The 26,286-nt window shown below is 68.5% G+C and carries 22 protein-coding genes; 17 read left to right on the top strand and 5 right to left on the bottom strand.

The features are described 5' to 3' along the window. Window positions 1-29: 29 nt before the first annotated feature. From nikA to nikE, 5 genes are read left to right on the top strand one after another with little or no spacing between them, the layout of a single operon-like run. The gene (gene nikA, locus WFK98_RS19565) at window positions 30-1,586 is read left to right on the top strand and encodes a nickel ABC transporter substrate-binding protein (protein WP_336801381.1); all 1,557 of its coding nucleotides are present in this window, start codon (window positions 30-32) and stop codon (window positions 1,584-1,586) included. A gap of 8 nt (window positions 1,587-1,594) precedes the next feature. Beyond that, complete coding sequence (gene nikB / locus WFK98_RS19560) at window positions 1,595-2,539, top strand: nickel ABC transporter permease subunit NikB (protein ID WP_336801380.1); 945 nt, start codon at window positions 1,595-1,597, stop codon at window positions 2,537-2,539. A gap of 47 nt (window positions 2,540-2,586) precedes the next feature. Next, window positions 2,587-3,414, top strand: a complete 828-nt coding sequence (gene nikC, locus WFK98_RS19555; RefSeq protein ID WP_336801572.1) for a nickel ABC transporter permease subunit NikC — start codon at window positions 2,587-2,589, stop codon at window positions 3,412-3,414. Continuing rightward, window positions 3,411-4,190: a nickel import ATP-binding protein NikD gene (locus WFK98_RS19550; protein ID WP_442907459.1), complete on the top strand. Its 780-nt coding sequence runs from the start codon at window positions 3,411-3,413 to the stop codon at window positions 4,188-4,190. Before nikC ends, WFK98_RS19550 begins: the two co-directional genes overlap by 4 nt. Next, window positions 4,187-4,993, top strand: a complete 807-nt coding sequence (nikE, locus tag WFK98_RS19545; RefSeq protein ID WP_336801379.1) for a nickel import ATP-binding protein NikE — start codon at window positions 4,187-4,189, stop codon at window positions 4,991-4,993. The genes WFK98_RS19550 and nikE overlap by 4 nt, the downstream gene beginning before the upstream one ends. Before the next feature lie 16 nt (window positions 4,994-5,009). On the opposite strand, the gene WFK98_RS19540 is transcribed toward nikE, so the two are convergent. The 3 genes from WFK98_RS19540 to WFK98_RS19530 all read right to left on the bottom strand — a co-directional run bounded on the left by WFK98_RS19540 (window position 5,010) and on the right by WFK98_RS19530 (window position 9,821). Next, entirely contained in the window at window positions 5,010-6,008 is a 999-nt protein-coding gene (locus WFK98_RS19540; RefSeq protein WP_266336859.1) for a GGDEF domain-containing protein, read from the bottom strand. Between the two features lie 129 nt (window positions 6,009-6,137). Then, on the bottom strand, window positions 6,138-7,841 hold the full coding sequence (locus WFK98_RS19535; RefSeq protein ID WP_336801378.1) for an arylsulfatase: 1,704 nt from the start codon (window positions 7,839-7,841) through the stop codon (window positions 6,138-6,140). Between the two features lie 366 nt (window positions 7,842-8,207). Then, entirely contained in the window at window positions 8,208-9,821 is a 1,614-nt protein-coding gene (locus WFK98_RS19530) for a CYTH and CHAD domain-containing protein (protein ID WP_336801570.1), read from the bottom strand. Window positions 9,822-10,383: 562 nt separating this feature from the next. On the opposite strand from WFK98_RS19530, the gene WFK98_RS19525 reads away from it, so the two are divergent. From WFK98_RS19525 to WFK98_RS19470, 12 genes are all read left to right on the top strand, one after another. After that, window positions 10,384-11,727, top strand: a complete 1,344-nt coding sequence (locus tag WFK98_RS19525; protein ID WP_266336858.1) for an ABC transporter substrate-binding protein — start codon at window positions 10,384-10,386, stop codon at window positions 11,725-11,727. A gap of 110 nt (window positions 11,728-11,837) precedes the next feature. Next, window positions 11,838-12,752 (top strand): carbohydrate ABC transporter permease, encoded by a 915-nt coding sequence (locus WFK98_RS19520; protein WP_266336857.1) that lies wholly within the window; start codon window positions 11,838-11,840, stop codon window positions 12,750-12,752. Then, window positions 12,749-13,669 (top strand): carbohydrate ABC transporter permease, encoded by a 921-nt coding sequence (locus tag WFK98_RS19515; protein ID WP_266336856.1) that lies wholly within the window; start codon window positions 12,749-12,751, stop codon window positions 13,667-13,669. Before WFK98_RS19520 ends, WFK98_RS19515 begins: the two co-directional genes overlap by 4 nt. Beyond that, window positions 13,666-14,718, top strand: coding sequence for a Gfo/Idh/MocA family protein (locus tag WFK98_RS19510; protein WP_336801377.1), 1,053 nt, complete (start codon window positions 13,666-13,668; stop codon window positions 14,716-14,718). The genes WFK98_RS19515 and WFK98_RS19510 overlap by 4 nt, the downstream gene beginning before the upstream one ends. Then, the gene (locus tag WFK98_RS19505) at window positions 14,715-16,316 is read left to right on the top strand and encodes an N-acyl-D-amino-acid deacylase family protein (protein WP_336801376.1); all 1,602 of its coding nucleotides are present in this window, start codon (window positions 14,715-14,717) and stop codon (window positions 16,314-16,316) included. The genes WFK98_RS19510 and WFK98_RS19505 overlap by 4 nt, the downstream gene beginning before the upstream one ends. Window positions 16,317-16,398: 82 nt before the next feature. Continuing rightward, window positions 16,399-17,550 carry an alanine racemase gene (locus WFK98_RS19500; RefSeq protein ID WP_336801375.1) on the top strand — a complete coding sequence of 384 codons (1,152 nt, stop codon included), beginning with the start codon at window positions 16,399-16,401 and terminating at the stop codon, window positions 17,548-17,550. A gap of 101 nt (window positions 17,551-17,651) precedes the next feature. Continuing rightward, on the top strand, window positions 17,652-18,701 hold the full coding sequence (locus WFK98_RS19495) for a lactonase family protein (RefSeq protein ID WP_336801374.1): 1,050 nt from the start codon (window positions 17,652-17,654) through the stop codon (window positions 18,699-18,701). A 209-nt stretch (window positions 18,702-18,910) separates the two neighbouring features. After that, window positions 18,911-19,987 carry an ABC transporter ATP-binding protein gene (locus WFK98_RS19490; RefSeq protein ID WP_336801373.1) on the top strand — a complete coding sequence of 359 codons (1,077 nt, stop codon included), beginning with the start codon at window positions 18,911-18,913 and terminating at the stop codon, window positions 19,985-19,987. A gap of 33 nt (window positions 19,988-20,020) precedes the next feature. After that, window positions 20,021-20,986, top strand: a complete 966-nt coding sequence (locus WFK98_RS19485) for an ABC transporter substrate-binding protein (RefSeq protein ID WP_336801372.1) — start codon at window positions 20,021-20,023, stop codon at window positions 20,984-20,986. A gap of 2 nt (window positions 20,987-20,988) precedes the next feature. Continuing rightward, window positions 20,989-22,719, top strand: coding sequence for an ABC transporter permease (locus WFK98_RS19480; RefSeq protein WP_336801371.1), 1,731 nt, complete (start codon window positions 20,989-20,991; stop codon window positions 22,717-22,719). Next, window positions 22,707-23,795, top strand: a complete 1,089-nt coding sequence (locus tag WFK98_RS19475; RefSeq protein WP_336801370.1) for an MBL fold metallo-hydrolase — start codon at window positions 22,707-22,709, stop codon at window positions 23,793-23,795. The genes WFK98_RS19480 and WFK98_RS19475 overlap by 13 nt, the downstream gene beginning before the upstream one ends. An 8-nt stretch (window positions 23,796-23,803) precedes the next feature. Next, window positions 23,804-24,397 carry a dual specificity protein phosphatase family protein gene (locus WFK98_RS19470; protein WP_336801369.1) on the top strand — a complete coding sequence of 198 codons (594 nt, stop codon included), beginning with the start codon at window positions 23,804-23,806 and terminating at the stop codon, window positions 24,395-24,397. Window positions 24,398-24,506: 109 nt separating this feature from the next. Here the strand turns inward: WFK98_RS19470 and WFK98_RS19465 are convergent, their stop codons facing one another. Both WFK98_RS19465 and WFK98_RS19460 read right to left on the bottom strand, forming a co-directional pair. Further along, window positions 24,507-24,848: a hypothetical protein gene (locus WFK98_RS19465; RefSeq protein ID WP_266336846.1), complete on the bottom strand. Its 342-nt coding sequence runs from the start codon at window positions 24,846-24,848 to the stop codon at window positions 24,507-24,509. Between the two features lie 267 nt (window positions 24,849-25,115). Continuing rightward, entirely contained in the window at window positions 25,116-26,210 is a 1,095-nt protein-coding gene (locus WFK98_RS19460; RefSeq protein WP_266336845.1) for a GGDEF domain-containing protein, read from the bottom strand. Window positions 26,211-26,286: the final 76 nt, after the last annotated feature.

The following is a 26,286-nucleotide window of genomic DNA, read 5'->3' as shown; positions in this document are numbered from 1 at the left end:
GGCAGAGAAAATCACTTAGGGGTTGATGGATGCGCGGAATTCTGGTCGGGGCGCTGCTCGGGATCGCGGCGGCCATGGCGCCTGTTTCGGGCGCGGTCGCGGAGACGCTGAATTTCTCCTGGCCGTCCAATGTCGGGCCGCTCGATCCGCACGGCTATGCGCCGAGCCAGATGTTCGCGCAGGGCATGGTCTACGAATCGCTGGTGAAATACCGACCGGACGGCAGCGTCGTCCCCTGGCTCGCCGCCTCCTGGACCGCCTCCGAGGACGGCCGCACCTATGTTTTCAAGCTGCGCGACGACGTCACCTTCGCGAACGGCGAGCGGTTCGACGCGGCGGCGGTGGTCGCCAACCTCGAGACCGTCATGGCCAATCGCCGGAGTCATGACTGGCTGGAGCTCATCCACCAGCTCCGGTCGGTCGAGGCGCTGGACGACTTCACCGTCGAACTGAAGCTGACGGACCCGTATTACCCGCTGCTGCAGGAGCTGGCGCTCGTGCGGCCCGTGCGCTTCCTGGCGCCGTCGCAGCTCGCCGCCCCGGGCGACATCAAGGCGCCGATCGGAACCGGCCCATGGAAACTCGCCGAAACGCGACTCGGCGAATATGACGTGTTCGAGCGCAACGACCGCTACTGGGGCGAAAAGCCGGCCTACGACAGGGTCGTCGTCAAGGTCATCGCCGACAGCAACACGCGCGCCGTCGCGCTCGAGACAGGCGACATCGACCTGATTTACGGCGACGAGGGCCCGATCACGCCGGACACCTTCGCCCGCCTCAAGGCGCAGGGCTACCAAGCGGGGATCTCGCCGCCGCTCGGCACGCAGGCCATCGCGCTCAACACCAACAAGGCGCCGACGAGCGAGCTCGCCGTGCGCCAGGCGATCAACCACGCCATCAACAAGGACACGCTGATCGCAGCAATCTATCGCGGCACCCAGACCCGCGCCGACACGCTGTTCGCGCCGACCGTCCCCTATGCCGATATCGGCCTGAAGCCCTACGGTTATGACGCGGCGCTGGCGGCGAGCCTGCTCGACAAGGCCGGCTGGACGCTCGCGCCGGGCGCCGCCTTCCGCGCCAGGGACGGGCAGACGCTGCGGGTCGACCTCGCCTATATCGGCACCGACGCGGTGATGAAGTCGGTGGCGGAGGTGTTGCAGGCCGATCTCGCCAAGGTCGGCATCGAGGCCAATCTGCTGGGCGAAGAGGCCAATTCGTTCTATGCCCGCCAGACGGACGGCAATTTCGGCATGATCTTCGGCAGCACCTGGGGCGCGCCCTATGATCCGCACGCCTTCGTCAGCGCGATGCGCGTGCCGGCGCACGCCGACTACCAGGCCCAGCTCGGCCTCCCCGACAAGGCGGAGATCGACGCCGAGATCGGCCAGGCGCTGACGAGCACCGACGCGACGAGGCGCCAGGCGCTCTATACCGACATCCTGACCCGGCTGCACGAGGAGGCGGTCTACCTGCCGCTGACCTATTCGACCGCCGTGCTGGTCGCGCGCGGCAATGTCGGCAATCTCACCTTCGGCGCCACCTCGTTCGACTATCCCTTCGCCGACCTCAAGCCGAAGGACTGAGCGCCGCCATGGCCGGCTTCATCCTCCGCAGGTTGCTGCTGCTCGTCCCGATCCTGCTCGGCGTCTCGATTCTGATGTTCGTCATCCTGCGGATGGCGCCCGGCGATCCGGCCGTCGCCTACCTGAAGCTGTCCAACATCCCGCCGACGCCCGGCGCCGTCGCCGAAGCACGCCACACGCTTGGCCTCGACCAGCCCATTCTCTCGCAGTATGTCAGCTGGATCAGCAACGCGGTGAAGGGCGACTTCGGCGTCTCGCACGTGACACGACGCCCCGTCCTCGACGACGTCCTGCACTTCCTGCCGGCGACGCTGCAGCTCGCCGGCGTGGCGCTGCTGTTCACGCTCACCGTGTCGGTGCCACTCGGCGTCTGGTCGGCGCGCCATCGCGACCGCTGGCCCGACCACCTCGTGCGCGGCTTCGCCTTCCTCGGCGTTTCGACGCCGAACTTCTGGCTCGGCTTCCTGCTGGTGCTGCTCTTCTCGCTGACGCTCAAATGGCTGCCGCCGATGGGCAAGGGCGGCTGGCAGCACATGATCATGCCGGTGCTCGCCGTCTCGTTCATGTCGCTCGCCATCAATGCCCGCCTGCTGCGCGCCAGCATGCTGGAGACGGCCAGCGCCCGGCATGTGCTCTATGCGCGGCTGCGCGGTCTCTCCGACCGGCAGGTGGAACGCTCGCACATCCTGCGTAACGCCATGCTGCCGATCGTGACGGCGACCGGCATGCATGTCGGCGAGCTCTTGGGCGGCACGCTGGTGATCGAAAGCGTGTTCGGCTGGCCGGGCATCGGCCGCTATGCCGTGTCGGCGATCTACAGCCGCGACTTCCCCGTCATCCAGTGCTTCACCCTGTTCCTGGTGACGATCTTCGTCGTCTGCAACCTGCTGGTCGACATCCTCTATGCGTGGCTCGATCCGCGCATCCGCCTGAATGCAGAGGCCGCCCCGTGACCCTTGCCAGCCTCGACGAACACGCGCCCCGGCGCCCCGCCTGGCGCTTGCCGCTGCGCGACACCTGGCTGGTGCGGCTCGCCCTTGCCATCGTGGTCGTGCTCGCCATCGCCGCCGTCGTCGCGCCGTGGATCGCGCCCTATGACCCCAACGCCGTCGACCTGACCCAGCGCCTGCAGGGGCCGAGCCTGGCGCACTGGCTCGGCACCGACCATCTCGGCCGCGACGAACTCTCCCGCCTGATCTATGGAACGCGGATATCGCTCGGATCGGTCGCGCTCTGCATCGTGCTGATCATGACGCTCGCGATCGCCGTCGGCGGCGCGTCCGGCTATCTCGGCGGCCGGGTCGACCAGGCAGTGATGCGCTTCTGCGACATCTTCCTCGCCTTCCCGACCATCGTGCTCGCGCTGTTCCTGATCGGCATCCTCGGCACCGGCATGGTCAACGTCGTCATCGCCATCGCGCTGTCGCACTTCGCCTGGTACGCGCGCATGGTGCGCGGCCTCGTGCTTTCCTTCCGGCAGCGCGATTTCGTGCTCGCCTCGCGCGCCGCCGGGGCGGGCCGGGTACGGATCTTCATGGAGCACCTGCTCCCCGCCATCCTGGCGCAGATGATCGTGCTCGCCACGCTCGACATCGGCCACATGATGCTGCACGTCGCCGGCCTCTCCTTCCTGGGCCTCGGCGTGCAGCCGCCAACCGCCGAATGGGGCGTGATGATCGGCGACGCCCGCCAGTTCGTCTGGTCCAGTCCGATGCTGATCGTCTGGCCCGGCCTCGCGCTGCTCCTGAGCGTGATGGCCTTCAACATACTGGGCGACGCGGTGCGCGACCGGCTCGATCCGAGCCTGCATGGAGACCACCAGCATTGACCGAGACGCTCACCATCGAAGACCTGCGCATCGCGGCCAGGCATGGCGACCACGACCACGTCCTCGTCGACGGCGCCAGCCTGACGATCCGGCGCGGGCGCATCCTCGCCCTCGTCGGTGCCAGCGGGTGCGGCAAGTCGATGACCTGCGGCGGCGCCCAGGGCGTGCTGCCGCCCGGCGTCCGGGTCACCGCCGGCCGCGTGCTCCATGACGGCCGGCCCATCGCACCGGAAAAGCTGCGGGGCCACCTCGTGGCGACGATCCTGCAGAACCCGCGCTCGGCCTTCAATCCGGTCCTCACCATGGCGGATCACGCCAGGGAAACGCTGCGCGCGGTCGGCAAGCTCGATTCCGGCTGGCGTGGCCGGACGCTGGAGGCGTTCGCGACCGTCGGCCTCCAGGATGGCGACGCGGTACTACAGTTGCATCCGTTCGAGATGAGCGGCGGCATGCTGCAGCGGGCGATGATCGCGCTGGCGCTGCTTTCGGACGCGCCGTTCCTGTTCGCCGACGAGCCGACCACCGACCTCGACCTGATCGTCCAGGCGCGGATCCTCGACCTGCTCGACGACCTCGCCCGCCGCCGCAATCTCGGCGTCCTCATGATCACGCATGACATGGGCGTCGTGGCGCGGCTCGCCGACGAGGTAACGGTGATGGAGAACGGCCGCATCATCGAGACGGCGCCGACCCGCGAGATCTTCGACAACCCGAAGCGCGCCGCGACCCGCGAACTGGTCGAAGCGCACATGGCGCTCTATCCGGAGGTCGCATGAGTCCCATCCTCTCCGCGCGCTCGGTGTCGAAGGTCTATTCCACCACGTCGCTGGTCGGGAAATCCGCGCCGAAGGCGGTGCTCCGCGACGTGTCGCTCGATGTAGCCGCCGGCGAGAGCATCGCGCTGCTCGGCCGCAGCGGATCCGGCAAGAGCACACTCGGCCGGCTGCTGCTCGGCTTCGAGCGGCCGGACGCCGGCAGCGTCGCCTTCGAAGGAAGCGATCTGCGCGGCCTCTCCGGCGAGGCATACCGGACCTACCGGCGCTCGGTGCAGATCGTGTTCCAGGATTCGATCGGGGCCACCAACCCGCGCCATACGGTCGGCCGCATCATCGCCGAGCCGTTGCGCCACCTGACGACGCTCGACGCGGACGCGCGCGACCGCAGGGTCCATTCGCTGCTGATGCAGGTCGGCCTCGCACCGGATGATGCCCGCAAGCTGCCGACGCAGATGAGCGGCGGCCAGTTGCAGCGCGTCTGCATCGCCCGCGCCATCGCGCCGGCGCCGAAACTGCTGGTGCTGGACGAAGCCGTCTCCAATCTCGACCTCGTGCTGCAGATGCAGATGATCGCGCTGCTGAGGGAACTGCAGTCGACCCTGAAGATGGCCGTGCTGTTCACCACGCACGACCTTCGCCTGGTGCGCCTCTTCTGCAGCCGCGTCATCGTGCTGGCGGAAGGGCGGATCCAGGAGGACGCCGCCGTCGGACGCGGGCTGGAACTGCGCTCGGCCGAGGGCCGGCTGCTGCAGGCCGCCATCCTGCCGGCGCGGCCGTTGCATCGATCGCTGGAACCGGCCTAGCCGTCCGGCGCGCCGGTCAGCCCGCGCGCATGGTGGCGCGGCCGGCGGCCTTGGCGGCATAGAGGCCGCGGTCGGCGCGCGCCAGCCAGTCGGCCGCCGTCTCGCCGGAGGCGAGAGTCGCGAGGCCGATGCTGGTCGAGGCGGTGCCGCGCGTCGGATGCGGGATCGCCGCCGCCGCGAGATCGTCGAGCAGGCGCTGCGCCACGATCGCCGCGCCGGCCTGGTCGGTGCCGCTCAGGATGAGCGCGAATTCCTCGCCGCCGACGCGCGCGGCCAGGTCGTCGGAACGCCGGGCCGAGCCGGGCAGCATCTGGCCGAATCGCGCCAGCACGGCGTCGCCGCCGGCATGACCGAGCCCGTCATTGATCTGCTTGAAATGGTCGAGGTCGATCAGGAGCACCGAGGCGGGCTCGCCGGTGCGGCGGGCGCGCCGCCAGGTCCGCTCGAACTCGTCGTCGAACATGCGGCGGTTGGCGAGGCCGGTCAGCGCGTCGGTATGGCTCAGCTTGCGCAGCTCGGTGTTGCGCTTGGCGAGCAGCAGCTCGTGGCTGGAAATGGCGGCGAGATCGCGCAGGATGTCGGTGCTGAAGGCGGCAGGGGCGCCCGGCGCCTCGCGCAGGATGCAGAGCGTGCCGATGATGTGGCCCTGCTCGCCGCGCAGCGGCACGCCGGCATAGAAGCGCCAGGGCAGATTGCCGGCGATCGGATGTCCATCCAGCCGCGGCGACGTCCGCATGTCCTCGATCACCACGTCGTCGTCCGCCGCGATCACCAGCGTGCAGACGGCCTGGTCGCGGTCGATATGCTCATGCAGCGCGTCGCAACTGCGCGATTTCATCCATTGCTGGCTGGCGTCGATGAAGCTCAGGAACGCGACGTCGGCCGCGTAATAGCGCGACGCGATCCGGGTGATCCGGTCGAAGCGCTCATCCGGCGTCGTGTCGAGAATGTCGTAGCTCTGCAGTTCGGCGAGACGTTCGGCCTCGGATGCAGGCGGGGGAGGAGTTTGCCACATAAGCCATTGCAATTGCGAAACGATGCCCGGACAGGATCACTGGTATCGGCTGCAATGGAAAGACGCAATCCAAGGTGTCGTAAACATCGGGTAAGCGGGGCGCCGAAGGCGCCCCGCCGATCGCGCGGGCTACTGGCCCGACTGGTTCTTCAGCGCCTCGTCGATCTGCGCCTTGACGGCCTCGAGATTGAACGAGGCCGGCGCTTGCATCGGCGGAAATTCCAGCGCCGTGCTCGCGAGCTCGGCAACGGCCTTCTGCACGAGAACGAAGCGCCAGAACTGGCGGGCGTAGAAGTCGTTCATGTAGCCGCCACCCATGTCGTTGATCGTCTCGCCCCGGATCGACGGCGTCCTCTCGAACGGGTCCTGCCGGATGTTGACGATCGTCGGCATGTCGGTCGTGACCTTCTCGCCCGGCCAGCCATAGGGCTGCTGGAAGAACTGGAACTTGAAGTCGTCGAAGCGCAGTGCGCCGAGCTTCGCGCCACCGAAATAGAACAGCTCATGCCGGGCCGACGGTCCCTTGCCCCGCAGCAGGTCGAGCTGGTTGTAGCCGTCCAGATGGTTCTTGTAGGTCTGGCCGTTGAGCTGGACGCCCTTCAGCAGCTGTTCCTTGATGTCGGGATTGCCGGCAGCCGCCGCGAGCGTCGGCAGCCAGTCGAGGCCGGAGAATATACCGTTCTCGATGCTGCCCGGCTTGACCTGCCCCGGCCAGCGGATGATCGCCGGCACGCGGAAGCCGCCTTCCCAGGTCGTGCCCTTGGTCGCCTTGAACGGCGTCATGCCGCCATCCGGCCAGGTGAACACCTCGGCGCCGTTGTCGGTCGTGAAGATGACGATGGTGTTGTTTTCTTCGCCGATGTCCTTCACGTGCTGCAACAGCGCGCCGATGCTGTCGTCCATCTGCGCCATGCCGGCTTCCTCGAGACCATAGTTCGAGGTCGGCGTCATCATCGCCTGATACTTGGGCGGGATGTACGTGAAGACGTGCATGCGCGTGGTGTTGTGCCAGACGAAGAACGGCTTGCCGTCCTTCTTGGCCTTGTCCATGAAGTCGCTGCTGGCCTTGACCAGCACGTCGTCGAACGTCTCCATGTTGTATTTGGCGTCGCGGCCCTTCTGCCAGTTCTGCCGCCCTTCCATGTTCGGGAACGGCGCCAGCGGACCCTCGTCGACGATACGCTGCTTGCCGACCTTGCCCCAGCGCGTCTCGACCGTGGTGTCGTCCGTCGCCGTGGCGTAGCTGTGGATCAGGTCGCGCGGGCCATATTTGTCGATCCAGTCCTGCGGGTAGTCGTACCAGTAGGGATCAGACATGGCGTCCAGATGGTACAAGTAGCCAAAGAACTCGTCGAAGCCGTGCACGGTCGGCAGATACCTGTTCAGGTCGCCGAGGTGATTCTTGCCGAACTGCCCGGTCTCGTAGCCCTGCGCCTTGAGCACGGTGGCCAGCGTCACGGCCTGGTCCGGCATGCCGACATCTGCGCCGGCCTGGCCGACGGTGGTGAGGCCGGTGCGGATCGGCAGTTCGCCGGTGATGAAGTTGGCGCGGCCGGCGGTGCAACTCGCCTCGGCATAATAGTCGGTGAACATCATGCCTTCCGACGCCAGCCTGTCGAGGTTGGGCGTCTTGCCCGACATGATGCCGCGATGATAGGCGCCGATATTGAACCAGCCGACATCGTCACCCATGATCACCAGGATGTTGGGCTTTTCGGCGGGCGCCTGAGCCAACGCCGGGCCGGCGCTGCTCAGCGCCGACGCCACCATCATTCCAGCGGCGAGAAGACCAAAACCGGCGCGCCGACAATTCATGGCGGCCCGATCAGACATTGAATGCTGCAGGCTCATTATCCACTCCTCAAAATAAAGAAGTCTGACAAAGATCCAATTGCATTCGATCGGCGTGCCCGGCCGGGACCATACAATGGCGGCCTCTGCAACTTCCAATGACAAGCTCGCGAGATGATTCGCGCGCCGGCGGGAGGGATTTTCACGGGCCGATCCGGACCGGCGATCTCCCGATACTGGGAATGAGCGGGCATCCGCCGGGCGAAGACCAGCTCAGTGCCGCGAAGAAAGGGAGGACGGCGAGGCCTGGATCGTTCCATCGTTTCACGGAAACGACGAAACGATCCGACTCTTTGTCCTGTCGCGGTTTCTTCACGAAAGCCGGTATCCACTTCGCTCGAAAGCGCTCTAGCGCCGCCGCTTCCCCTGCTTGCGGCCGACGGCGAAGCGCCTCCGGAACGCGGCCCAGTCACGGCGAAGCGCCGCCTCCGCCTCGACGCGGCCGAAGGCCTCCTGGCCGAGCAGGACGCCGAGGGCGCGGTTGGCGGCGGGGGAGAGTTCCGCGTCGGCAAGCCGGCCCAGCAGCTCCGGCGACCGACGGGCATCGTTCTGCCGCCCGAGATCGTCCTGCAGCTGCCTCAGCCGGTCGACATGCCGCGCCGCCCTCCGCCCGGCCTGCACCATCGGCAGGAACATGTCGCTGGCATAGCGCAGCGTCTTGAGGGCGATGCGCAGGCGGTGCCGCCCCTCGGCATCGAGGCGATCGAAGTTGCGACCACGGCGGAGCACCTTGCGATGCGACGCGACGAGCGCCTTCTTCGCCAGCCGGGCGACCGGACGGTCCGTCGGCCCCCGCCCGTCCGTCGCGCCGTCGCGCCAGCCATGCCGGCTCGCCCAGAGGCCGAGATCGAGCAGGAAGCGCCCGGCGCGGGACGACGCCATCGCCGCCCCCGCGCGGGCATGCGCCGCCAGCCGCAGCGGCTCGATGCGCGCCGCCAGCTCCCGAAAGCCCTCGCCTTCCAGGCCCCGGTCGGCGACGGCCGGCATCGTCTCGGTCGCCAGCACGTCCCATTCGCGGGCGTCGCTGAGCTCATTCGCCAGCCAGGCGGCCTCGGCCGACAAGGCGCGCGCCTTCTCCGGCGGGCCGACCTGCTGCGCCAGCCACAGCGCCACGCGGATCCGGCGCAGCGCCACGCGAAGCTGGTGGACGCCCTCGGGATCGCCCGCATCGCCCACCCGCGGCAGGTGATCAACCGCCTGCGCCAGGGCGGCGATAAGGATGGCCAACATCGCCTCGTCGCTCGTCATGTCGCGCCTGAGCGAGGGAGCGACGCTCGCGCCGGGCTCGGGCAATCCTGCGCTGCCGAGCGCGAGGGCGAAGCCGCGATCCGACTTGGTGCGCGCGCTCGGCACCAGCGCCACATCGGCCGAAAGCTCCAGCGCAAGCGCGTAGAGCGCCGCGACCGGGCCGCGCTTCAGCTCCAGCTCCAGCTCCACGAACGGCTCGGCCCGCGCGCCGGCGATGACCCGGCCGCGATCCATGGCGACCTCGATCGAGGCGCCGGCGAAATCGAGCGTGACCTCCTCGCGCTCGATCCGCGACACGAACACCGGCAAGAGCGGCTCGCCCTCCAGCGCGTCGAGGAGCGCGACGGGAAGCAGGCGCTTCAGCTGCTGGCGATCGAGCTGCGCCGAACTGTGCCGTTCCTCGCGCTCGAACCGGGTCAACCCCGGTCCGCGCTTCGCCTTGACCGTCACGATGTAGCGGCCGACATCGTCGCGGACGCGCAGCGTATAGCCCTGCCGCAGCAGCCTGTAGTCCGGCGTGTCGTAATAGGTCGAGACCAGTTGCCGGGTGCGCCTCGCGGCCGCCTGGGCCAGGAGCGGCATCGCCGCGACAAGGTCGAGATCCGCCGGATCGCGGCACAGGAGCTTCAGTTCCGTCTCCTCGTCGCCCGCCGGGTCCGCCGCCCAGGGGGCATGCCGCCGCGCCGCGCCAAGCTCCCCATCCCCACCCCGCACGCTATGCAAGACCACCTCCCCTGCCCACCGAACCGTCCGTAGCCACGCCCGGTTGCAGCCGAAGCCGATCCGGACCCCCTCCAGATCTACGCCTTCCCGCGCGTTTCACAAATCACTTGCCGGTTTTCTTTGCCGTTGCCTTTCCGGTTCCTTGCCGCTCCCTGCCCGTTTCGTCGCCAGCGCGCGCGCAGGCAGTCTCGATGCCGCCGGAGGCTGTCCGAACAACGATCATATGATGATTTTACGGACAATATTGAGCGTTGATATTTGATAGTCCCTGCCATAACGTGGCCGGTGACGTCGAAAGCCCGACGCCGAAGCGGGGTCGGAGTTCTTCCGGAATTTCCCCGCCCAACGCGACAAGAACAGGCTTCGCCGTCCACCGACCAGACCGGAGACTGGCACAGGGGACTCGGCGCCAGGCGCCGCGATCGAGGTTTCGGGCGAACGGAAGACCAAAGGGTCGACGGACGGCAACAGTCCGCGACCCCGGACGGCGCGGAGCGGCCGGGCCGCCTCCCGCGAGACGACGCGGAAGACCACCCAAGGGAAGGGGTTCACGATGAAGACCAGAGACACAGGGATGAAGCTTGCGGGCGGCCTCGATCGGCGCGCCTTTCTGAAGGCCGGCGGCGCCACCGCGCTCGCCGCCATGCTGGCGCCGGGCCTCGCCGGCCGCGCCGAGGCCGCCGGCTTCACCGGTTCGCTCGACATGCTCGCCTGGGACTTCCAGCCCGACACGATCAAGAAGCTGGTCGGCGAGTGGACGGCCAAGGGCAATCCGGCCGTCAATGTCGCCGTCATCCCCAATCTCGGCTATTCGCCGGCGCTGCAGACGCGGCTTCGCGGCGGCGACGCGATCGATCTCTACTACAACTTCGCCTACAATTCGCAGAAGTTCATCGACCAGGGCTGGGCGTCGAAGCTGAACGGCCTGCCCGGTGTCGACGACATGGTCGGCGACATGTTCGAGAGCGCCCGCTCGGCCTATGTCAACGCCGCCGGCGACATCATCAGCGCGCCCTATTTCTCCGCCGTGCACATGATGCACTACAACGACCGCATGCTGAAGGCGGCCGGCATCGCCGCCGCGCCGCAGACGCTGAAGGAAGTCTATGACGCGTCGAAGACGCTCAAGGACAAGAACGTCGTCGCCTCGCCCTATGTCGCCTATTGGGTGAAGGAATTCTGCGAGGAATACCTGCACACCTATCTGCTGAACGAGGGCGTCACCGCCTTCGACGCCGCCGGCAAGCCCGTCTTCGCCGACGACCCGAAGACCGAGGGCGTCTTCGAATGGTGGCAGGCGATGTACCAGGAGGGCCTGGCGCCGAAGTCGGTGCTGAACGACGACCCCGGCAAGCTCTCCAACCAGATGGCGCAGGGCGAAGCCGCCTTCTTCGTGCTGCACCACTACTTCCTGTCGTCGATCCGCAGCCTCGGCGGCCCGGAATCGAACAACGTCATGCAGGGCCCGATCGGCGGCTCCAATCACACCTTCCAGATCGGCGAGGTGCTGCAGCTCGGCGCCGGCGAGGATCCGGCCCGGCGCGAGGCGGCCTGGGACCTGATGAAGTTCTATGGCTGGAAGGATTCGGCCGGCAAGTTCAGCGTCTTCAACCAGTGGGCCAAGGCCGCCGGCCTCGCCGCGCCCTATCCGGGCTTCTTCACCGACCCCGACGTCATCGCCGCCTTCCCGGACTATTTCGACCTGCCGATGATCTCGAAGACGTTCGCCACCGGCTCCAAGGTCGTGCCGGCGCGCACGCTGCCCTGGTATCCGGACTTCCAGGCCAAGGTCGGCGACATCGTGCATGCGCTGCTGCTCGGCCAGGCGACGCCGAAGCAGACGGTCGAGGACCTGACGACGGCGGCGAATGGCGCCCAGAAGGGCCGCAGCCTCTGAGGCTGCCCTTCTTTGCCTCTTCCTGAGGGAGAGGTCGACGGGGCAGGAACGGTCCACGCGGCCATCCTGCCCCGTCGCCGCAAACCCATGACATGCCCGAGGGAGTGACCGTGTCGGCCTCACCCATTTCCAGCGGCGCGCTCAGCCGCGACGACCGGCGTTTCGGCTTCCGGCTGACGGCACCGGCCGGCCTCATCCTGGCCGTCCTGCTGCTCGTCCCGACGACGCTCACCATCCTCTACAGCCTGCACGACGTGCCGGCGAACGGCCGCAGCCTCGGCCCATTCGTCGGGCTGGAGAACTACACCATCGTGCTCGGCAGCTCGGTGTTCTGGCGCTCCGCCAAGGTGACGATCATCTTCTCGATCGGCTTCGTGGTGTTCTCGACGCTGATCGGCCTCGCCATGGCGCTGCTGCTCAACCAGCGCTTCATCGGCCGCGGCCTCGCCCGCGCCCTCCTGATCATCCCCTGGGCGACGCCCTGGCTGATGATCGGCATCCTGTGGAAGTGGTTCGCCGATGGCAGCGTCGGCGGGCTGAACGCGGTGCTGCTGATGCTCGGCGCCACCAGCGACTATCACGACTTCCTGTCCGACCCGAATTCGGCGCTGGCGATCACCATCGCCGCCGCGGTCTGGCGGCAGGCGAGCTTCGCCGGCATCCTGCTGCTCGCCGGCCTGCAGACCCTGCCCGACGACCTGAACGAGGCCGCCTCGCTCGACGGCGCCAATCTCTGGCAACGCTTCCGCAACATCACCCTGCCCTGGCTGCGGCCGGCGCTCGTCACCGTCACGGTGCTCAACATCATCTACGCCTTCCTGCAGTTCGACGTGATCTTCGCCATGACCCAGGGCGGACCGGGCGACGCGACCCAGGTGCTGTCGATCCTGATCTACCGCCAGCTCTTCGGCGTCACCCAGATCGGCCTCGGCTCGGCGCTCGCCGTCATCCTCGGCTTCATCGCGCTGGCCGGCGGCCTCATCACCGTCAAGCTGCTCTACCGCACGGAAAGGCAACCGGCATGAGCGACATCGCCCTTTCCCGCGCGCCGCGCCGGCGCGGCAAGGCCGCCACGGCCGCCGGCCTCAAGCGCAGCACCACGGCGACGGTCATCCTCTATCTCTGCGTCGCCGTCTTCGCCGTCTGGATCCTGCTGCCGGTCTGGTATCTCGTCGTCTCCAGCCTGATCACGCCGACCCAGCTCGGCGTCAAACCCTTCCCGATGGTTCCCTCCAGCATCACGTTCGACAATTACCGCTCGGTGCTGACGGGGGCGACCGGCTCGAAGGGCTTCGGCAGCACCGACATGGGCGCGCGCCTCATCCCGGCGATCGGCCAGAGCTTCTTCGTCAGCGCCGTGCTGGTGGTGCTGAACCTCTTCATCGCCGGCATCGCCGCCTATGGCCTGTCGCGCTACCCGTTCCGCGGCTCGCGCCTGTTCGAGCTGTCGATCATCGTCTCGCGCGTCGTGCCGGCGATCGCCATCATCGGCCCGTTCTTCGTGGCCTTCCGCGTCGTCGGCATCCTGAACACGCCCTGGGCGCTGATCATCAGCTACAACGTGTTCACGCTGCCGCTCGCGATCATGATCCTGAAGAACTATTTCGACCAGCTGCCGCGCGAGATCGAGGAGGCGGCGAAGATCGACGGCGCCTCGCGGCTGCAGACGCTCTGGATCATCGTCATGCCGCTCGCCCGGCCCGGCCTCGTCGCCGCCGGCGTGCTGATCTTCCTCGAGGCGTGGAGCGAGTTCTTCTATTCGCTCGTGCTCACCAACCAGCTGACCGTGCCGCCGCTGCTCGCCGGCTTCCAGTCGGTGCAGCAGTTCAACTGGAACGCGCTCGCCGCCGCCACCGTCATGTCGATGATCCCGCCCGTCGTGCTGGTCGTCATCTTCCAGCGCCATGTCGTCGGCGCGCTGACCGCCGGAGCCGTGAAATGACCAAGCCCATCCGCGCCGGCGTCATCAGCGCCGGCGCCTGGTCGCAATCGAGCCATCTGCCGACGCTCGCCGCCCATCCCGATGTCGATCTGTTGGCTCTTTCGAGCCCGAACGCCGAGACGGCGCAGAAGCTCGCCGCCGCCTTCGACGTTCCGCACGCCTTTGCCGACTGGCGCGACGTGCTGGCCGAAAAGCCCGACATCGTCGTCGTCTCCAGCCCGCCGGTGGCGCACGAAGAACAGGTGATCGCGGCGCTTGAGGCCGGCGCGCATGTGCTGGTGGAAAAGCCGTTCGCGCTCGAAGGAGGCGCCGCGCGCCGCATGCGCGACACGGCGGAGCGCGTCGGCCGCGTGCTCCTCGTCGGCTTCGGCTGGCCGGCCGCGCCATGCTTCGCGCTCTCGAAGCAGCTGATCGACGCCGGCGAGATCGGCGCGATCGAACATCTGACCATGCATCTCGCCGTCAACACGCGTGCGCTGCTGATGGGCGGCACGGATGGCGGCTGGGGTGGCGACGGCAGCTCGGCCGCCTCGACCTATACCGACCGCAGAATCTCGGGCGGCGGCTCGGCCACCGTCTCGATGTCGCACCAGCTCGGCCTGATCGAATGGCTGGCCGGCGAGCCGATCGTCGCGCTCCACGCCAGCACCTATCCGCCCGGCCGCGAGATCGACCTGCACGCGACCGTCCATGCCGAGTTCGCCGGCGGCGGTTCTGCGGCGATCAGCAGCGCCTCGACGCATCCCTACCTGGCGCGGCCGCAATGGCACATGGCGCTCTATGGCTCGAAGGGGCAGATCTGGCTCGATTCCGTCGCCGACCATGTCCGCCTGGTGCGGGTGAATGGCGACGTCGTCGAATATGGCGAGACGGAAGCCTCCGGCCTCTATGATTCCGGCGCCCCGACGAAGGCGCTGATCGCCTGCGCGCAGGGCGCCCCCGCGCCGACGGGCCTGACGGCAGAACTCGCGGCCCATGTGGTCGCCGTCACGGACGCCATCTACGAGAGCGCCCGGACCGGGCAGAGAATACGGATCCCCGCAGAATGACCTCTGAGACCACGCTGTTTGCCGGCGGCATCCTCGTCGATGGCCTCGGCTCCGACCCCGTGCGCGGCGACGTGCTCGTCGAAGGCGACCGCATCGTCCGCGTCACCGACGGCACGGAGAAGCTCCAGGCCGACCGCACGATCGCCATCGACGGGCTGATCCTCGCCCCCGGCTTCATCGACATGCACACCCATTCCGACCTGCAGGTGCTGGTCCAGCCCGACCACACCTCGAAGATCACGCAGGGCGTGACCACCGAGGTGCTCGGCCAGGACGGGCTCAGCTACGCGCCGATCGACGCGGTGACGCTCGCCGAGCTCCGCGCCCAGCTGAAGGGCTGGAACGGCGACCCGCCGGGCTTCGACTGGAACTGGCGCTCGGTCGCCGACTATCTGAAGCGGCTCGACGGCAACACCGCCGTCAACACCGCCTATCTGGTGCCGCATGGCAATCTGCGCATGCTGGTGATGGGCAACGCCCCCCGCCTCGCCACATCCGGCGAGCTGGAGCAGATGAAGGCGCTGCTGCGCATCGCGCTCGAGGAAGGCGGCGTCGGCCTTTCGACCGGTCTCACCTATGTGCCGGCGATGTATTCCGACACCGACGAGCTGGTGGCGCTCTGCGAGGTCGTGGCAGAATATGGCGGCTTCTACTGCCCGCACCACCGCAACTACGGCCTCGACGCGCTCGGCGGCTATCGCGAATGCTTCGAGATCGCCCGCCGTTCCGGCGTCGCGCTGCATCTCGCCCACACGCACCTCTCCTTCGAGTGCAATCGCGGCAAGCTGCCGGAGCTCCTGAAGATGCTCGACGACGCCATCGCCGACGGCGTCGACCTGACCTTCGACAGCTATCCCTATCTCGCCGGCATGACGACGCTGCTGTCGCAGCTGCCGAGCTGGTCGCTTGCCGGCACAGGCGAGGAGCAGATGGCGCGCCTGCGCTCGCCGGAGGACCGCGCCAGGATCATCGACGCCCTCGACGTCACCGGCTCGGACGGCCACCAGGGCCTCACCGTCAACTGGTCGACCGTGCATGTCGTCGGAACGCCCGGCGCGCCGGAGCTCGAATGGGTGATGGAAACCGACCTCGCCACCGCCGCCGCGAAGGCCGGCAAGCGCCCGGCCGAATTCGCGCTCGACCTGCTCGTCGCCACAGAGCGTAGCGCGCCCTGCGTCTTCTTCATCGGCCACGAGGAGCATGTGCGGGCGTTGATGCAGCGCGACGAACACACGGTCGGCAGCGACGGCATCCTGGTCGGCGACCGGCCGCATCCGAGATCCTGGGGCACCTTCCCGCGCATGCTGGAGACCTATGTGCGCGAGGAGAAGGTGCTGACCTTGGCCGAATGCGTGCGCCACATGACGAGCACGGCGGCGAACCGACTGCGCCAACCCGATCGCGGCCGCATCGTCGAGGGTGCCAAGGCCGACCTCGTCGTGTTCGACCACATGACGGTAAAGGCGCACGCCACCTACGAGGTGCCGCGCCAGGCCGCCTCCGGCATCTTCCATGTGATGGTGAACGGCGAACTGGCGCTGGAGGACGGCCAGATGACCGGTCGTCGTGCCGGCCGCGTCATCCGCATGCCTGCCTGATATTTCAGCGTGCTCATCGCATGAGCGCGCTGCTATGAACGCCGCACCGATCCGCCCGCCCATCCGACCAAAGGGTCTCCGCATGTCCGCCACCGCCGCCGCCGTCGCCGCCTCACGCTGGGCCGAAATCCCGGTCGCCACGCCGGGCCTCGTGCTCGACCGCGACGTCCTCGATGCCAACCTCGACGAGATGGCGGCGATCGCCCGCTCGGCCGGGGTCGAGCTGTTCCCGCATGCCAAGACGCATCGCATGGCCGAGGCCGGCCGCCGCCAGATCGAGCGCGGCGCACACGGGCTCTGCGTCGCCAAGCTCGGCGAGGCGGAAGCCTTCGCCGACGCCGGCATCGAGCGGCTGTTCATCGCCAATCCGATCTTCGGCGCCGAGAACGGCGCGCGCGCGCTCGCGCTCTCCCGCCGCGCCGACGCGCTGTTCGCGACCGACAGCGTCGCCGCGGCCGCGAGCATCGGCGCCGTCTTCGCCGCGGCCGGCGAGACAGCGCGCATGATGCTGGCGATCGATTCCGGCCTCGGCCGCGAGGGCGTGACGCCGGCCAAGGCGGTCGAGGTCGCCAAGGCGATCGCCGCCGCGCCGGGCGTCGAGCTGGTCGGCATCTACACGCATGAAGGCGCAACCTATGGCGCCAGGGACCGCGCCGACCTCGAGGCCCGCGCCGTCGCCGCCGGCGAACTCATGGTCGGCGTCGCCACGGCGATCCGCGCCGCCGGCATCGCGCTGCCAATCGTCTCGCTCGGCGCCTCGGCCTCGGCGCGCGCCGTCGCGCATGTGCCGGGGGTCACCCAGATCCGTCCCGGCATCTACGCCTTCAACGATGTCGGCCAGATCGCGCTTGGCAACGCCACGCTCGACAGCGTCGCCGTCCGCGTCATCGGCACCGTCGTCAGCCATCCCGATCCCGACCGCGCCTGCATCGACGCCGGCTCGAAGTCGCTCTCGACCGATCTCGTTCCCGCCGCCGCCCACCGCGACGAGTATCCCGGCATGGGGCTGATCGTGAACGCGCCCGGCTGGATCATCGAGAAGATGTCGGAGGAGCATGGCTGGCTGCGCTGGCACGGTGAGGGCGAGCCGACGCCGCTGCCCGTCGGCACGCGGCTGGAGATCGTGCCGAACCATGTCTGCATGGCCTTCGCCATGCTCCGCCGCGCCGCCATCCTCGGCGATGGCAAGGTAGTGGAGACCTGGGAGGGATTTGGGCCGGGCTCTTCGGAGTAGAGGGACGAAATACGGCCCCACCCCACCCTCAGGGAGAGGCAAGAGCCCGGGATTTGATCTAGGCTTCGGCCAAGGCAGACATTCGATCGGGGGAGACCACAATGTCCGACGTCCAACACGCCACCGGCGAGGCGCTCTACATCGCATCGCGCGGCGTCTTCGAACTGCACGGCCTGACGCGCTGGGCGCTGAAGGACGGCGCCTGGAAGGGCGAGACGCTCGGACGCGCCGAGCACCTCTCGGCGCTTGCCTGGCACCCCACCCTGCCGATGATCTACGGCACGTCGCGCGTCGGCATGGACGGCTCGATCCATGCCTGGCGGATCGACGGCGACAAGGCCGAGACGATCGGCGACAAGGCAAGCGGCGGCGCCGAGCCCTGCCACCTGACCGTCGATCCCTCGGGCAGGCTGCTTGTCTTCACCAACTACACCACCTCGACGCTCGGCCTGCAGCGCCTCGCCGCCGATGGCAGCTTCGACGGCGAGGTCGCGCTGGTGAAGCTCTCGGGCGGCGGCCCGGAGCTCGACCGGCAGGACGACGCCCATCCGCACCAGGCCTTCTTCGTCGGCGAGACGCTGTTCGTCATCGATCTCGGCGACGATTCGGTGCGCGAGTTCAGCGTCGACCTCGCGAAGCCGGGCGCCGAGGCGCTGAAGCAGACGCGGGTTACGAGACTGCCGGCCGGCTGCGGCCCGCGCCATGCCGTGGTGCTGAACGACGGTCGCCTCGCCATTTCCGGCGAGCTCGGCTCCAATCTGCTCGTCGGCCATCCCGGCGCACCGGAAGGCGCCTGGCAGAGCGTGCCGAGCACGACGCGGCCGGGCCCAGCCCGCACCCGCCACCGCCGCAACTATCCCGGCGACATCCAGCGCTCGGCCGATGGTCGCTTCGTCTATTTCGCCAATCGCGGCAACGACACGATTTCGACCTTCGACGTCACGGGCCTGAAGCCGCGACTGGTCTCGGAGATCGATTCGACCGTGTTCTGGCCGCAGCACCTGCTGGTGCAGGGCGACCGGCTGCTCGTCGCCGGCTGGGACTCCTCGCGCATCGCGGTGCTGACGCTTAGGGACGGCGTGCCGGTCTCGGCGGCGACCGCCTTCGAATGCGCGTTCCCCGGCTGGATCCTGCCGCAGCAGCGCGCCTGACATCGCCCTTTTTGCGGCGGAGATCGCGCCGCGCCCGCCCGAGGACGACGCAGGGGAAGCCATTTCCCGGCGCCGTCTCCGGCCCTCCGCGCGATGAAAATTGTCATCGAACTGTCGCGGCAGCTTCGCAACGGTGACAACAAACGTCGTCACTGAGCGCCTCATGGCGCGCGACCGGACGCGCCTCCAGCAGGAAGCGAAGACGGGTGATGACGGACATCGCGATCTCGGGACTCGGCAAGGCTTTCGGCGGCAACCGGGTCGTCTCGGATGTCAGCATGCACATCCAGTCCGGCGAGTTCGTCGCCGTGCTGGGGCCGTCGGGCTGCGGGAAGACGACGCTGCTGCGGCTGATCGCCGGCTTCGAGCGGCCCGACGCCGGCAGCATTCGCTTTGCCGGCGAACTAGCGTCTTCGGCCAGCCATCACACGCCGCCGGAAAAGCGCGATCTCGGCATCGTCTTCCAGAACTACGCGCTCTGGCCGCACATGTCGGTGGCCGAAAATGTCGGCTACAGCCTGAAGGTGACCGGCGTTCCGGCCGGCGAGCGCAAGCGCCGCGTCGCCGAGGCGCTGAAGACCGTCGCCCTGGACGAGATGGCGGAGCGGCGCCCCGCCGATCTCTCCGGCGGCCAACGCCAGCGCGTGGCGCTCAGCCGCTGCCTCGCCGCCCGCAACGGCATCGTCCTGCTCGACGAACCCCTGGCCAATCTCGACGTGCATCTGCGCGCCGCCATGGAGCACGAGTTCACCCGCTTCCACCAGGCGAGCGGCTCGACCATGGTCTACATCACGCATGACCAGTCCGAGGCGATGGCGCTCGCCGACCGAGTCGCCGTGATGGATGCCGGCCGGCTGGTGCAGTTCGCAGCGCCGGCGACGCTCTATCGCGAGCCGGCCACCGAGATGGTCGCCGGCTTCATCGGCGAGGGCATCGTGCTGCCGGCCGAGGACATCGTCGCCGACGGCGCCGGCCGCGCGCAGGCCAGAATCCACGGCGCGCCCGTAACACTCCGCTGCGCGGCCGGCGAGCGAACGCGCCGACGCGCCGCGATCGGGCTGCACCCGCAGGACATCCGCCTCGCCGCAGCCAACGAGACGGGCCTTCCGGCCCGCATCCGGCGCCTCTCCTATCGCGGCGGCAGCTTTCGCGCCGAGGCGGTCTGCGAGGCCGCGCCCGAAACCGTGCTCGCCTTCGATCTCCCCGAACAGGCACCCCTCGCCCCCGGCGCGGCGGTGTCGCTTGCGATCGGCGATGGCTGGGTCATCCCCGCCCTCGCCGCCTGATCTCCGCCTCCCTCCGAAACAGAGACAGCCATCATGCGCATCCTCGCCGCGACTGCCCTTCTGCTCCTGGCCGGCACCGCCGCCAATGCCGGCACCCTGACGCTCTACACCTCGCAGAGCGCCGAAATCGCCCAGCAGACCGTCGACGCCTTCCAGGCCAAGTACCCGGACGTGAAGGTCGAGTGGACGCGCAACGGCACCAGCCAGCTGATGAACGTGCTGCAGGCGGAAATCGCCGCCGGCGACATCCGCCCGGACGTGCTGCTGGTCGCCGACACCATCAATCTCGGCCTGCTCAAGAAGGACGGCCGCCTGCTCGCCTATCCGGAAGCCAAGGTCGGCGCCTATGACAAGGCGACCTACGACAAGGACATGATGTTCTTCGGCACGAAGATCATCTCGACCGGCATCGCCTACAACACCGCCTCGGCCAAGCCGATCGACAGCTGGAACGCGCTGCTCGACGAGGCGAACCGCAACCAGATCGCCGTGCCGAGCCCGCTCTATTCCGGCGCCGCCCTCAACCACCTGCACACCGTCATCAACGTGCCGGCGATCGGCTGGGACTTCTACGCCGGCCTCGCCAAGCTCGACATCGCGCCGGAAGGCGGCAACGGCCCGGCCCTCAAGGCGGTCGCCAGCGGCATCGCCAAGTACGGCCTGATCGCCGACGCCGACGTCATCCGCGCCAAGGCCGCCGGTTCGCCCGTCGACCTGATCTTCCCGAAGGAAGGCGTCTCGTTCATCACCGAGCCGGCCGCGATCCTTTCCTCGGCCAAGAATCCGGCCGACGCCAAGCTCTTCATCGACTTCCTGCTGTCGAAGGAAGGCCAGGAGATGGTGGTCCAGCAGGGCAACATGCCGCTCGACCCGACGCTGACGCCGCCGGCCGGCTTCCCCAAGCTCACCGACATCAAGCTGCTGCCGATGGACGCCGACGCGGCGGTCGCCGCCGACGCCGACGTCCGTGCCAAGTTCACCGCCACCTTCGGCGGCTGAGCATGACCTTGGCAGCGGCCGGCTTTGCCCGGGAGCGCCCGAAACGCGGGCTCTCCATCGCGACGGAGACCTGGGTGCTGGGGGCACTCGGGCTCTTCGTGATCGGGCTCTCGTTCGCGCCGCTGCTGCGCCTCGCCTTTACGGCGATCGCGCCGGACGGCTGGCCGGATGCCAGCCGTCTCGGCGAGGTGCTGGGCACGCGCCAGGTGCTGACGGCGACCGTCAACACGCTGCGCGTCGCGCTGTTCTCGACGCTGGTCTCGCTGATCGGCGGCACGCTGGCGGCGACGCTGGTGGCGCTGACCGACATGCGCGGCAAGTCGATCTGGGTGTTCGCCTTCATCCTGCCGCTGATGATCCCGCCGCAGGTATCGGCGCTCGCCTGGGTGCAGGCCTTCTCGCCGTCGAGCCCGATCCTCGGCCTGCTCGGCCTGTCGCTGCCGGCTGGCGCCCGTCATCCGCTTTACTCCGAAGCCGGCATCGTGCTGCTGCTCGGCATCTACAACAGCCCGCTCGTCTTCCTGACCGTGCGCGCCGCGCTGCGCCGCCTGCCGGCCGAACTGGTCGAGGCCGGCCAGGCCGCCGGCGCCTCGCAGGCGCGGCTGCTCCTCACCATCATCCTGCCGCTGGCGCGGGCGGGCATCTTCGCCGGCGCCGCGCTCGCCTTCGTCTCGGCGATCGGCAATTTCGGCATCCAGGCGATGCTCGGCATCCCCGCCCGTTTCCCGACCCTGATCACGCTGATCTACCAGAAACTCAACACCGTGGGCCCCTCCGCGCTCGCCGACATGGCGATCCTCTCCATGCTGCTCGCCGCGCTCACCATCGGCGGCATCACGCTGGCCGGCTGGCTCGGCAGCCGACGGGATGTCCGCGTCGACGGGTCGGCCCGGCCGCTGACGCTCCGCCTCGGCCGCTGGCGGCTGCCGGTCGAGCTTTTCGCCTGGCTAGTCCTCGTCGCGACACTCGTCCTGCCGCTGTCGGCGCTCGTCACCACCTCGCTCGTCCGGGGCTTCGGCCAGGAGGTGACGCTGGCGACCCTGACGCTCCAGAACTACACCAGCGCCCTCTTCCGCCAGGCGGCGATCCGCGAAGGCTTCCTGACCAGCCTGTGGCTGACGACCACGACGGCGCTCGTGCTGACCGCCGTCTCGATCCTGCTCGGCTACTTCCTGACCTGGCATCGCAGCGGCTTCGTGCGCGTGCTGCATCTCGCCGGCGAACTCGCCTATGCCCTGCCCGGCATCGTCATCGGCGTCGCCATGATCCTGTTCTTCCTGAAGCCGCTGCCCTTCACCGGCTTCAGCATCTACGGCACGGTGTGGATCATCCTCGCCGCCTATCTGGCGTCGTACCTGGCATTGTCCCTGCGCTCGACGCTCGGCGGCTTCGCACAGGTCGACCGCTCGCTCGAAGAGGCGGCGCGGGTGGCGGGCGCCGGTTTCCTGCGGCGGATGCGCGACATCGTCGGCCCGCTCGTCGCCCCCGCCGCGGCGGCCGGCGCCATCATCGTCTTCATGAGCGCGCTCAACGAGATCCAGTCCTCGATCCTGCTCGTCTCGTCGAAGGCGAAGACGCTGGGGCCGATGGTCGTTTTCCTGGAGGAAGGCGGGTCATCGACGCTCGCCGCCGCCGTGGGCTGCCTGATGGTCGCCATCGTGCTCGCACTGATGCTGACTGCCTCGGCGCTGTCCCGCTTCCTGCCGCGCGGGGTTCTGCCATGGCAAAACTGACGGTCATCAGCGGCGTCGGCGGCAAGCTCCCGGCCGCCTTCCTGCTCGAAATCCGCGGCGCCCGCCTGCTGTTCGATCTCGGCGAGGGACCGGAAGCGGGCGTGCTGCCGGATCTCACCAAGGTCGGCCGCGTCGACGCCATCCTGCTGTCGCATGCGCATATCGACCATGTCGGCGGCCTCGGCCTGCGCGGGACGATCGGCAATCCGCCCGTGTATGCGACGGCGGAAATCTGGCGGCAGATTTCGGAAACGCTCGTCGCGCCAGCCGACCGCCATGTCCTGCCGCTGCGTGGCGCGGCTGTCGTCGCCGGCATTGCGCTCACCACCGGCCGGTCCGGCCATGCGCCGGGCGGCATATGGGTCCACACGGCCGAAGCCGGCGGCATTCTCTACACCGGCGACTGGAGCGTGGAATCGACCGTGTTCCCGTTCGACCCGCCGCCGCCGGCCGCGACCGTCGTCACCGATGCCTCTTATGGCGACCGCGAGACGACGCTGGAAAGCCAGATCGATGATATCGCCGAAGCGGCGCGGGACGGGGCCGTGCTCTGCGTGCCGGCGTTCGGACGCGGGCCAGAAATGGCGCTGCGCCTCTCCGCGCTCGGCCTGCGGCCCAGACTATGCCCGGCGATCCGCGCCGAGGTCGAGCATCTGGCCGCCGACCGCTCCGGGCTCGCCGCGCCCGGCGCCACGGACGCGTCCGCCGCCCTGCTGGCGACACTCGCCGACGAACCCGTGACGCCCGACGACGTTGTCATCGCCACCGAAGCGAACGCGGAATCCGGATTCGCCGCGACGCTCTACGCCCGCCGCGACGAAGGCTTCCGCTTCCTGTTCAGCGGCCATGTCCCCGCCGGCACGCCGGCCGCCCGGCTGATCGCCGCCGGCGAGGCGCGCTGGCTGCCCTGGAACGTGCATCCGCGCCTCGCGGACACGCTCGACCTCGTCGACCGGCTCGGCGCGCGGACGGTGATCGCCGCCTTCACCGCTCCCGCCAGCATGCCGGTCCTCGCCGGCCGGCTCGGCGACCGCCTGTCCTGGCAGGCCAATATCAACCTTGCGAATAGCCGATGACCTGCCCAATGACCCTTGGAACGACCGCGCCCGCACCGATGCTGACCGACGAGCAGGAGGATGCGCTTCCCGTCCTGCTGCCGGTCGCCGGGCCGTTCGGACCGGCGCAGGCGACGATCTATCTCGGCAATCGCGTCGCCGCCGACGATCCGGCGCTGCTGCTGGCGGAAGGCATCACCTCGACGATGAACCTCGCCGTCAATGTCGAGATGGGGCCATTGGCGCTCGGCGACGGCAGCTTCGTGCGGCGCACCCATATCGGGCTGATCGACGGGCCGGGCAACAGCCCGAACCATCTGCTCTCGGCCGTGCTGGCGCTGGATGGAATTCTCGGCCAGGCAAGCCCCGGCAAGGCGCATTATCCGGTGCACCGGGCGGGCAATGTCCTGGTCCATTGTCGCGGCGGCCGCAGCCGCTCCGCCACCGTGATCGCGCTCTATCTGCATCTCGCGCGGCCGGAACAGTTTCCGACCCTCGATGCGGCGCTGGCGCGCATCCGCTCGCTGCGAAACCTCGAGGCGAGGCAGCCGGCGGCCTCGATGATCGCGCTGGCGGAAGCCGCCCTGAAGACGGCTTCCGGCCTCGTCGTCGGAATGGGCTGAAGCCCGCCGCTAGATCATTTCAGCGTTTCGCGGGAACACTGGCGTGATCTAGCTCCCTGTCTTCTCGCGCTTTCGTCACGCGATCCGGTATCGGCTTCGCTCGAAAGCCCTAGGAGGCGTGGAAGCGCTTCTGCGCCGCCTCGTGCAGATCGCCGAGCTGGATCAGCTTCAGGAAGTTCAGGTCGTCATTGTCGAGCCCGAGGCGGCGGAGCGTCAGGAACTCCAGCGATTCCGCGATGGTGAGGCCGCGAAAGCATTCGCGCCCGACGGCATCGATCACCAGCGCCTGCTGAGGCTCCAGCTCGTCGCGCTCCTCGACGGTCAGTTCGAGGAGGCGCACCGGCCGGTGGTTCGGCTCGGCGGCGGCCACGCCGGGCCGTCTTGTATCCGTGAAAGCAGCCACCGGCGGCGTCGGCTTCTTCGGCAGCTTCGTCTTCTTTCCTAGCGACATCGAGTTCTTGCCTTGCAGGTCGTCCCTGACCCGATAAAGCGGCCTCACCCGTTCGCAAACTCAAAAACGGATCATCGCAATTTGAACGATCTCGCGATTTCCGCGGCAGCGGCGAAAGGCGCGGCAAGCGCGGCTTTGCCACGGGCGCGGGCGTGCCCGAGGCATCCGGAAAGCGTCGATCGGAACAGGGAACCGGGATGGGCGCTCACACGTCGTCAAGCGATCGCGAGGGACCGCATCGGGCCTACCGGACGCCCCGGAGACGCCCTAGTGGCGCGACTTCGACATCGACTTGGAGTGCTTCTCCATCGACATCAGCGCATCGGCCTGACTGAGCAGGTCGTCGAGCGACTCGTTGCCGCCCGGCTTCGCCTGGACGATGCCGACGCTGATCGACAGCGTGCACTGAGCGGGCGACAGGCGATTGAAGTAGTCGAGCCGGGTACGCAGGCTGTTGCGCAGCGCCTCGGCCGGCGCCAGCGGCGCCTGCACGAGCACGCAGAATTCGTCGCCTCCCATCCGGCCGACGATATCGGACTGGCGCACGCTGTCGCGCAGCACGCTGGCGCAATCGGCGATCAGGCTGTCGCCGACCGTGTGGCCGAACTTGTCGTTGACCTTCTTCAGCCCGTCGACGTCGATAAAGGCGAGCTGGCAGCCATTGCCGCCCGCGAGGATCGCCTCGGCGGCGCGGCGGAAGCCGCGCCGGTTGAGCAGGCCAGTCAGCTCGTCGGTGATCGAAAGCTCCTCGATGTCAGCCTTGGCCTTGTCGAGCTCGGCCGCGCGCAGGCGCACGCGCTCCTCCAGCTCGCCATGGATGCGGATGTTCTCGATCGCCAGCGACACCGCATCGGCGAGCTTCGAAAGCAGGCGGAGATCATCCTCGTCGGGTCCGCCGGGCGCCGCCCAGTAGACGCCGATGGCGCCAACGGGCTCATGGCCGCGCACCGGCACGACGGCCAGGCTGCGGACGAAGGTCGCGTCATAGGCTCCGGGCAAGACCCGGTCGTCGGCGGCGACATCGCGCACCAGCACCGGCTGGCGATGCAGCATCGCCGAACCCTCGATGCAGCTCGAGAGCGGAACGCGCATGCCCTTCCAGAGCGGCGTGACCGCATCCTCGTCGACGAAATGGCAGGAGGCGCCGTCGCGCAGGACGAAACAGGCGCCGTCGCTACCGGTCAGCTGGCGCGCGGCGGTCTTGACGATCCGCTGCACCTGACCCGGCTCGCGCGTGAAGGACAACGCCTGCACGGCCGAGAACAGGACTTCGACGCCGCGAAAATAGCGCTCCGGGTCGCGCGGAGGCGTGTAGGGCGTCGCGCCCGGTGTGTCCGATCCCTGCCCTTGCATTTCCGTCATCAACCGCCCCGAACTGATCGCTTCCTCGTAGCAGATGCAATCATTCCGACACAATCATTATGGCGGTTCGCAAGCG

Source organism: Kaistia sp. MMO-174, assembly GCF_037147815.1.
Classification (GTDB): domain Bacteria; phylum Pseudomonadota; class Alphaproteobacteria; order Rhizobiales; family Kaistiaceae; genus Kaistia; species Kaistia nematophila.
Note: the sequence above shows the minus strand (reverse complement) of the source record. Positions and strands in the feature narration are given on the sequence as shown.